The sequence below is a fragment of the Binatus sp. (SeqCode) genome (assembly GCF_050013435.1).
In the GTDB taxonomy this organism is placed as follows: Bacteria; Desulfobacterota; Binatia; order Binatales; family Binataceae; genus Binatus.
The window spans coordinates 18,871-28,523 of the sequence record NZ_JBEKFG010000045.1 but is presented as its reverse complement, the minus strand read 5'-3'; the positions used below and the strand labels follow the sequence as shown (position 1 = coordinate 28,523).

The window sequence follows — 9,653 nt, the reverse complement described above, 5'->3', positions numbered from 1 at the left end:
CGATCTGAATGCCTGAATCCGGGCTTCATACCGCAGTCGCCGCCTCCGAGTCATGGCTCGAGGTGATCGACTCCGATTCTCCCGTGCTGCTGATTACGCCGCACGGCGGCCGCGCCGAGCCGCGCACCCGCTCGATCCCCAATGCCAAGGTCAACGACCTCCATACCGCCGACATCACGCGCGGTCTTGCGGCGCGACTTGGCGCGTCGGCGCTGATCAACGTCGCGATGGATCGCAATCGGCTCGACTGCAACCGTCTCTCGCAATTGATCGAACGCGCGCCGTGGCTGCTCGAAATGATCGCGGATCGGCTCGGCGCAATCGTCAAGCGTCATGGCCGCGTCACGGTGCTGCTCATCCACGGATGGAACATTATCGAGCCGCGCCTCGATTTCGGACTCGGATTGCGGCATTCAGGCGGCGAACTGCGGCCGCCCGGTTCCGCTTGCGTCTCGGCCAGCGACGATTTCATCAACGGCCCTCTCGCCGGACTCGCCGACCGCCTGCATGATCATGGAATCAAGCCGACCTATGGCATGCGTTACCCGGGCGGCGGTCTCCAGAACCTGTTGCAGGCATTCACCGCGCGTCATCGCCAAAGTTCCAACGCGCCCCTCAGATCGATTTCCGAAACCGCCGCCAGCGGTGTCGTCGATGCGGCCCAACTCGAACTGTCGGTCTCGATCAGGATGCCCGGCGAGTTGCGCACCCGATGCGAAGACGCCATCGCCCAGGTCTTCTCGGCCAACGGCGCCGGTTCGCACACCCCGCGCGCGCCTCTCGTTGTAAATCGCGCGCCGCGCCCGCCAGTCGTCAGGTCCGAACTCGGCGCGGCTGCAACGGCTGCGGCGCCCGGACGCGTCGGGATCGAATTCTACGACCCCGCGGCGCATATCGGCGCGATGGCCAGCTTCGACGTCGGCGGCGTCGGCATGGGCGCGCGAATCATGATGCTGTTCGATCGCCATCGCGCGGCATTGTTCACCGCCGAAGGCCGGCCGACACGTTCCAGCGGCGCCGTGACTCACGGTCCGCTCTCGCTCAGGCGCGAGGGCGAATCGATCGTGCTCGCGTTTCGCGGACCTGCGGTGATCGTGCCCGACGCTGCCGCGTATCTAAGCATCGAACGCGCGCTGGCTTCGGGCCGGCTCGACGGCGACACCGAAGTTAACGCGCGTTTCGAAATCGACCGTGCCGGCGGTGAGTTCGACTTCGACCGGATTCTGTCCTCGCCGGGCGCCGCGCAGGACCGCGCGTCGTCGAGCGCTTCATTCGGGCGAATTTCGGGACGGGTTTGCATCGACGGCGCCGCACGGACGGTGAACGGATTTGCGCGCGCAGGAATGTCGTTCACCGGACTGGGGCCGCAGAAATTCACCGCGCGCCGGATGATTTGGTCATGTTTCGAAGATAAAGATGCGCCGCGTGCGCTCGAAGCCCGCTCGGTCGAGAGCGGCGACGGGCCGCCAGGCCGCAGCGCCAGGATTCTCGGCCCCCGCGGCTGGACGGCGTGTGAGCTCGGCGATCTCACGATCGATACCCCTTCGGTCGAGCAACCGCCGCGCCGTATTTCCGCGTCGTTAACGCGCCCGGATGGGCCGTCATGCGAACTCGAGGGCAGCGTCGAATGCTTTATTCCGCTCTCGCGCCCCGGGCCCGAACAATCGCGCATTTACACCTCGCTCGGATTCGCGAGCTTTCGCGCAGGCGCCCATCGCGGGACCGGGATGTTTGAATATTCGCGGCTGGGGTGACCGCAGGGGTGACCCCTGCACCCAATGTTAAGGCCGCCCGCCGTTGGCGGGCGCGGGAGGCCGGTTAGAAGGGTTAAAGCGAGGAAGCGATCGTTCCAGTCGTTGTGCGACCGCTAGGCGGGCGTATCCGCTGCTCGAGGGTGCGCGGGGACAATCGCCTCGACCTGGTTGGCGATATCGGCAAGCACTTTTCCGGTAGGCGTGGACCCGTACTCGCGAACGAACAGCACGCCGCGATCGTTGCTGTCGGCAAGGCGCGGTTCAAACGCGAGCCGCGCCAGGATTGGCACCGCAGCCTCGCGCGCGACTCCATGAAGATCGCCCTCCGGCCATAGAGGGCGAACTGCGCGGCATCCGTCGCAGTTGAAGCCGACCATATTCTCCACGATGCCGACGATTGGCGCGCCGATCGCGCGGCCAATTTTCATCGCGTGGCGCGCGGCAATGGTGTCCTGTGCGGACGGTTGGCTGAGCAACAGGACCCCGTCAAGCGCCGCGATAGAAGCCACCGAGTACAATCGATCGAGGCCGGTCGCCAGATCGATGATCAAAAAATCGACGCTCCCGAACTGCGATTGCGCCAGGATTCGGCTCAGCGCTTCGCGATAGCTAAGTTCCACGGGCCGCGTCGGGGCAGGCGCGACCGGCTCGCCGGCGTTGTTGCCGTTGATTTGATCGTAATCATCCACAAAGCTGATCGGCGGCGCCTCGCCACCGGGAAGCTGATCGCTCGACACGATGCGCAGGCCATGCGGCCCCGCAGCCAGTTCGATTCCTTCGATCATCGCGTGGCGCCGCTGCGGTTTCATCCCGAGCATCGCCGCGACACTGGGCGAATTCAGGTCCGCATCGACGATCGCAACCTTGCGGCCTTTCATCGCCAACGCCGCCGCGATATTCACGGCAAGCATGCTCTTGCCGACCCCGCCCCGAGCGCTTGCAAGTGCAATCGTCGCGCCGACGCCGGAAAGATTGCTGCGAATCCGCTCGCGAACGCCGGCTAAATCGACGGACGAACCAACGGATCCATCGCTTTCAATATCGGAAAATATCCTCATTGGCCGGTTGCTGACATTCTGACCCAGCGATCGCAGCGATCGTTGACAACTACGCCTCCCGCGCAAGCTGCAGCGTTTAGGATGACTGGTTTGGGCATCGCGGTAAACAATGCCCACCGGCAGAGGTGACCCCTGGCAGGGGCCGCGCCCGCCAACCGCGGGCGGCCTTAATACTGGGTGCAGGGCCGCAGCCCCTGCCACTCACCGCGCAGGTGATTCTTCCTTCATGCCCCTGCCAACGGCCCGCGCGCCTGGCTTAGGCGTTGTCGTCGTCGGCGTCGGTCGAACCTATTTTGCGGTAGGTGTTGCGCTCGTCGTCGAATCGCCGCTGCGATTTCGCCTCGCGCTCCTGGTCCTGCTGACAATCCCGGCACAGGCGCGAAAACGGCATCGCCTCGAGCCGCTCCTCGGCGATCTCCAGCCCGCAGGACTCGCAGACGCCGTAGGCGCCGTCGTCGAGCCGCTCGAGCGCGTCGTCGATCTGCTTGAGCTTGGCCCGTTCGCGATCCGACAGGATGAAGTTGATCTCGCGATCGCGCTCTTCGGACGCGAGGTCGTAGGTGTCCATGCCCTCGTCCTTGTTGCCTTCGCGTTCGGCCCGCGATTCGGAATCGATCTCGCCGAGCAGTTTGGTTTTCGTTTCCAGCAGTTGCTCGCGCGTTTTGGCAAGGAACTTCCTTCGGTTTGCGGCAACTGGTTTCTTCGACATTGAATCTGCGACTCCCGGTATATTAAGCGGCTGCGCCGGCGACGGTTGCGTGCAGGTCGTAGCACAGCGCCTTGTCGATTCGTGCGCGGACGAACTCGCCCGGCTGCGCCTCGCCCGCAAGAAATACGGAGCCGTCGATTTCCGGCGCTTGCCCCGACGTTCGCCCGCGCATCCGCGTGGAGCGTCCGGGCATCGGACCTTCGACCAGCACCTCCATCTCGCGTCCCACCAGGCCGCGATTTCTGGCCAGGGAAATTTCCGCCTGCGTCGCCATCAAGCGCGCCCGCCGCGCGCGCTTGACGCGCTCGGGCACCTGGTCCGGCAGGTTGAAGGCGGCAGTATTCTCCTCGCGCGAGTAGGTAAACACTCCCACCCGATCGAACTGCTCATCGCGAACAAACTTCACCAGCCGCTCGAAGGCGGCGTCAGTCTCGCCGGGGAAGCCGACGATAAACGACGTGCGCAGCACGACGCCCGGGATGCGCTTGCGCACGCGATCGAGCAGCTTGACCAATGCCGCGCCCGAGCGCTCGCGGCGCATCGCGCGCAGCATCGCGTCGTCGGCGTGCTGCAACGGCATGTCGATGTACTTGACGACCTTGGGCAGCTCCGCGATTGCGTCGAGCAGTTCGGCGCTCACGAAATTCGGATAGCAGTAGAGCAGCCGTATCCAGCGCAGGCCGCCTACCGTCGAGAGTTCGCGCAGCAACGCGGCCAGCGAAGACGGCTCATCGAGGTCGCGGCCGTAGGCGGTCAAATCCTGCGCGATCAAATTGATTTCGGCAACGCCGACGGCCGCCAGGTTGCGCGCCTCGGCGACCAGGTCGGCCAGCGGGCGGCTCTCATGCAGGCCGCGAATCCTGGGGATAATGCAAAAGGCGCACTTGTGATTGCAGCCTTCGGAAATCTTCAAGTAAGACGTGAAGAAATCTCCGGTCTTGATTCGCGGGATTGCCGAGCTGGGCAGCAGATGCGCCGCGCCGGCATACGGAATCGGCCGCATCTCGGGCGCTTCGGTGCGCCGCAGCAGCTCGGGCAGATCGAGGAAGTTGCCGGTGCCGACGAACACGTCCACTTCGGGCATCGTGGCGGCGAGCTCAGCGGCGTAGCGCTGCGACAAACATCCCGCAACCACCAGCCGCTTGCCACCGCCGCGCTTCTTGACCTCGGCCGCTTCGAGGATTGCGTCGATCGATTCCTTCTTGGCGGCTTCGATAAACGCGCAGGTATTCACCAACAGCACTTGCGCCTCTTCGGGGTCGAGCGTGATCTCGAATCCCGCCGAGGTCAGCGCGCCAAGCATCAACTCGCTGTCGGCGAGGTTCTTGGGGCATCCAAGCGTGAGTAAGTGAACTTTTTCCATGACAGAATCGGAAGGAACTTATGGGGCTTTTAAAAATACCTGTCGCATTGATTCGAGGCAATCGCGCTTCGATGCGCCGTGGCGGCGATTATAATTTTCGGGTTCTCTCGAGCGTCACGGCGTGGCCGGCGCCGTCACGACATCCGCACCCGCCGGCGCCTTGAACGCGAAAATCGATTCGGGCAACTCCACATTATCATGAACGTCGCTGAAGTCGATCCTGGTCGTGTCGCCAAGCTGGTCGGTAAGCGTCAAGGTGATCAAATTATAAGTCTTCGGATCGAGCCCGACCTCGATTTTGTAGCCGCCCGTCTTCGCGTCGAGGATCAAATCGACCAGCCCGGTGAGCGTCGCGGGGGTCGCGAACGCGGCCTTGAAGTCGCGGTTGATATTGCCGATTCCCAGCAGGAACGAGGTCGCGCTGCTCGATTTGAGCGCCTGCTTGAGCGGAGTTTCGACCACTTGGTTGAGATCGGGATCGTAGCTGTAGAGCGTCTCTCCGTCGCTGACGATGGTTTGTTTTTCAGGCTCCTGAAACTCCCAGCGCATGCGTCCGGGCTTGCGAAATGAAACCGTGCCCTGACGGATGCGTTTGGGCGCGCCGACGGTGGCAATCTCCTCGCTGAATTTCGCCGAGAATGACCTGGTGTCGCGGTAATGACGCTGCAGGCGATCCAGCACCTGCTTCAAATCTTTGCTGACGGGAGGCCCCGACGGCGCCATCGTCTCCGATCGAGCGGGCGCCGCGACGACGAGCATCATCAGGATCGCGGGAACAATCGCCTTCCACATATTTTCAGGAAAGCCGCGGACGCTCATCGGACGCTGTGCAGGCGGACTTCGCGCGGTTTGGCGCCGTCGGCGGGCATCACGATTCCCTCGCGTTCCATCTGCTCGACCATCCGGGCCGCGCGATTGTAGCCGATTCGAAGGCGCCGCTGGATCATCGAGATCGACGCCTGGTTGGTCTCCATCACGATCCGCACCGCCTCGTCGTACATTTCGTCCTGCACGTCGGCGCCGAATCCGCCGCCCTCTTCCTCGCCCGGAGGCTTGGTGTCGAGGATTTCCATGCGGTATTCGGGCGCGCCCTGCGCACGCAGGAAATCAGCGAGCCTGCGAATCTCATGCTCGCCGACGAACGGCCCGTGCAGGCGGCGAAGTTTCACGCTGCCGGGCGGCATGAAGAGCATGTCACCGGCGCCGAGCAGGCGTTCGGCGCCGATAGAATCGAGAATCGTGCGCGAATCGACTCGCGAGGCGACCTGCAGCGAGATTCGCGCCGGCAGGTTGGCCTTGATAAGTCCGGTGATCACATCCACCGAGGGACGCTGGGTGGCGAGGATCAGATGAATACCCGCGGCGCGCGCCTTTTGCGCCAGCCGCGTGATATCGCGCTCGACGGTCTTGCCCTCGCCGAGCAGCAAATCGGCGAGCTCGTCGATGACGATCACGATCTTGGGCAGTTTGCGATGCTCGATCGCGCCGACCGCCGGCTGATTGGGATCGTCGGACGCCGGCACGCTCTGCCCCGCCATCTTGAGCTGTGCGATCGACGCGCCCGACGCCAGCGCGTGGTTGTAGCCGTCGATATTGCGCACGCCCAGCTCGCGCATCCGCAGGTACCTGGCCTCCATCTCCTGCGTCGCCCACAGCAACGCGGAGGCGGCCTTCTGCGGATCGACGACGACCGGAACCAGCAGATGCGGAATATTTTCGTACACCGACAATTCCAGCATCTTGGGATCGACAAGAATCAGACGCACATCGTCGGCGGTCGCGTTGAACAGAATCGACGCAATCATCGTGTGGAGCGAAACCGACTTGCCGGTTCCGGTCGCTCCGGCGATCAGCAGATGCGGCATCCTGGCGAGATCGGCGGCGACCGGACGCCCGGCGATATCCTTGCCGAGCGCTATGGTGAGCTGGCTCTGCGCGGCGAGGAATTCCTCGGCTTCGAGGATCTCGCGCAGAAAAATGCGTTCGCGCTTGCGGTTGGGCACTTCGATGCCGACCACGGCCTCGCCGGGGACCGGCGCCTGGATGCGCACTGCGGCGGCTCTAAGAGCCATCGAGAGATCGTCGGCGAGATTGACAACCTGGCTCACCTTGATTCCGGAGCCCGGCTCGAATTTGTACATCGTGACGACCGGACCCGGCTGTACCTCGACCACCCGGCCCTCGACGCCGAAGTCCGCAAGCTTCTGCTCGAGCACCCGCGCGCTGCGCTCGAGCTGGCTCTCGTCCACCTGCGCGTGCTCGGCCGGCGGCGAATCCAGCAGCGACTGCGGCGGGAGTTTGAAAGCACCCTTCTGGCGCGGCTTGGAAGCCGCCGCCCGGTCGCGCTTCTCGCGCGCCGTCGCATCGCGAATATCCAGCAGCCTGACCTTCAGCGGCGCCAGCTTGCCGTCGAGGCCGCCGGGCTCGATCTCGTCGCCGGCGCCAAGCGAGAACGGGATACGCGTGTCACCGCCGGCAAGTTCGAACTCGTCGCGGCGCGGGCGAATTTTGTTGGCGAGTCCGGAAAACAGCTCGGTCGGCGCCCGCTTGAGCATCAGCGCAAGCCCGCAGATGAATCCGAGCGCGACCGCGATCGAGCCCCCGGCCAGGTTGAGCGAATCACTGAGAGTCGTGGCGATATCCGCGCCGATTTCACCGCCCATCTTTGCGTCGTGCAGATCCCACAGGGCGCCGGCGGCCGCGAGCGCAACAATCAAAATGACGCCGCCGGCAATCTCGCGCACGATCGTGGCGATCCGCGCGCCCGTCCATACGCGCTGCGCCAGCCACGCGACCAATATCATCGCGGTGTAGGACTGGTACCCGATCAAAGCGCCGAGGGTCGCCGCGATTGCGGCGCCGACCGGACCGCCGAGGTTGGGAATCCGACCGATATCGACGCTTACGAGGCTCACCGCGCCGAAGGCCGCGAACGCGAGCAGCGCGAGGGCGAATAGCTCGCGCGCGATACGGATGCCGGGATGCGCGGCAACGGGAACGAACACCTCCTCGACCGCAGAGCGCGGCTCGCGAGCCGGCGGCGAAGGCATCTCGATGGGCATTTTCTCCTTGCGCGCGATGGGGGTCACACCTCCGTCACGTAAGGAATCACCAGCGGCCGCTTGCCGAGTTCGTCGCTGAAGTAGCGCCGAATCGCGCGCACGATTTCTTCCTTCACTAGGGGGTCATTGGCGCGCAGGGAACCGCCGAGCACGCCCAGGCGGCGGGTTAATTCCTGCTTGGCGCGGCGCATGTGCTCGGAAGTTCCATCGCCGCTAACCAGCCCCCGCGAAAGGAGATCGGGGCCCGCAACGATGCGCCCGGTTTTCGACGAGAGGACCAGCACGGCGGTTACCGTGCCGTCGCGCGCGAGCACCCGGCGCTCGCCAATCACGGCGGGATCGCCGCCGTCGGCGCCTTCGAGCATCACGCGGCCCGCCTCGACGGTGGGTCCGCGACGCGCCTGGGCACCGGGGCTGAGAGTCAGCGAATCGCCGTCTTCGAGCAGGAAGCAGTTGTCCTCGGGTATCCCCGCGGCAATTGCGAGCGCGACGTGGCGGCTCAGATGACGATACTCGCCATGAATCGGGATGAAGTGGCGCGGCCGGGTGAGCGCGATCAACTCCGCCAACTCGTCCTGGCTGGCGTGCCCCGAAACGTGAACCGGAGCGACCGCGTCGTAAACGACGTCGGCACCCTGCCGGTAGAGACGATTGACCAGGGTGTTGATGGTGCGTTCGTTACCGGGAATGAAGCGCGATGACAGCACGACCACGTCGCCATGCTCGATACGCACGCGCGGGTGGGCGTCGGCGGCGAGTTTGGCCAGCGCGGAGAGCGGTTCGCCCTGGCTTCCGCTGGTCAGATAGCTCAGCCGGTTGCCGTCGATGAACTCGGCCTCGCCCGGCTCGACAAACATCGCTTGCGCAAATGGAAGCTGGCCGGTCTCGAGGCCCAGCCGCACGCTATCGGCCATCGCGCGTCCGAGCGGAACGACCCGGCGGCCGAACTCGCGCGAGACCTCGACCACCTGGCGAATCCGATGCAGATGCGACGAAAAGGCCGACAGGAAAAACCTTCCGCGCGCGCGCGATGCGAGCTCGCGCAGGACGGGCTTGAGCGAACTTTCCGAGCCCGAGCGGCCGGGGCGCTCGACGTTGGTCGAATCCGAGAGCAGGACAGCAACGCCTTCCTCACCAAGCTCGGCGAAGCGTTGGCGATCGAACAGCTCGCCGTCCACGGGAGCGTCATCGATCTTGAAGTCGCCGCTATGAACGATGATCCCGGCGGGAGTTCGAATCGCCAGCGCAATCGAGTTCGGGGTCGAATGCGTGACCCGAATCGGTTCGACCGTGAACGGGCCAGCCTCGAATACCCCCCGCGGCGCAATCGTCCGCAGATCGACCGGATCGTCGAACTCCGCATCGGCGAGGCGCCGGCGGGTAAACGCGAGCGTTATATCGGTTCCATAAACGGGAACGTTGAAGCGGCGCAGCAGATGCGGAAGCGCGCCGATGTGATCCTCGTGGGCGTGGGTGAGAACCACCGCCTCAACCGCGACGTGGCTGCGCTCGAGCCACGCCATCTCGGGTATATAGGTACCCAATCCGAGCGCGGGCTCGTCGGGGAACATCACACCGCAATCGATCACGATCGCGCGCCCGGCGCATTCAATCGCCATCAGGTTGAGCCCGATTTCGCCCAACCCGCCCAGCGCTACAATTCGGACCGCAGCGGTCGTGGAAGTGCTTACCGCCATCGCCCTATCC

Annotated in this window: 7 protein-coding genes; 1 reads left to right on the top strand and 6 read right to left on the bottom strand. The window is 64.6% G+C overall.

The window, feature by feature from the left end; genetic code table 11:
* Nucleotides 1-8: 8 nt before the first annotated feature.
* The gene (locus ABSB13_RS10535) at nt 9-1,754 is read left to right on the top strand and encodes a hypothetical protein (RefSeq protein WP_428107975.1); all 1,746 of its coding nucleotides are present in this window, start codon (nt 9-11) and stop codon (nt 1,752-1,754) included.
* 113 nt (nt 1,755-1,867) lie between these two features.
* Here the strand turns inward: ABSB13_RS10535 and ABSB13_RS10530 are convergent, their stop codons facing one another.
* The 6 genes from ABSB13_RS10530 to ABSB13_RS10505 all read right to left on the bottom strand — a co-directional run bounded on the left by ABSB13_RS10530 (nt 1,868) and on the right by ABSB13_RS10505 (nt 9,643).
* Nucleotides 1,868-2,812, bottom strand: a complete 945-nt coding sequence (locus ABSB13_RS10530) for a P-loop NTPase (protein WP_428107973.1) — start codon at nt 2,810-2,812, stop codon at nt 1,868-1,870.
* A 256-nt stretch (nt 2,813-3,068) separates the two neighbouring features.
* Entirely contained in the window at nt 3,069-3,521 is a 453-nt protein-coding gene (locus tag ABSB13_RS10525) for a TraR/DksA family transcriptional regulator (protein WP_428107972.1), read from the bottom strand.
* Nucleotides 3,522-3,543: 22 nt separating this feature from the next.
* Nucleotides 3,544-4,884 carry a 30S ribosomal protein S12 methylthiotransferase RimO gene (gene rimO / locus ABSB13_RS10520; protein WP_428107970.1) on the bottom strand — a complete coding sequence of 447 codons (1,341 nt, stop codon included), beginning with the start codon at nt 4,882-4,884 and terminating at the stop codon, nt 3,544-3,546.
* 114 nt (nt 4,885-4,998) lie between these two features.
* Nucleotides 4,999-5,703 carry an outer membrane lipoprotein periplasmic chaperone LolA gene (lolA, locus tag ABSB13_RS10515; RefSeq protein ID WP_428107967.1) on the bottom strand — a complete coding sequence of 235 codons (705 nt, stop codon included), beginning with the start codon at nt 5,701-5,703 and terminating at the stop codon, nt 4,999-5,001.
* Nucleotides 5,700-7,946 carry an FtsK/SpoIIIE family DNA translocase gene (locus ABSB13_RS10510; RefSeq protein ID WP_428107965.1) on the bottom strand — a complete coding sequence of 749 codons (2,247 nt, stop codon included), beginning with the start codon at nt 7,944-7,946 and terminating at the stop codon, nt 5,700-5,702. The genes lolA and ABSB13_RS10510 overlap by 4 nt, the downstream gene beginning before the upstream one ends.
* Before the next feature lie 23 nt (nt 7,947-7,969).
* The gene (locus tag ABSB13_RS10505) at nt 7,970-9,643 is read right to left on the bottom strand and encodes a ribonuclease J (RefSeq protein ID WP_428107963.1); all 1,674 of its coding nucleotides are present in this window, start codon (nt 9,641-9,643) and stop codon (nt 7,970-7,972) included.
* Nucleotides 9,644-9,653: the final 10 nt, after the last annotated feature.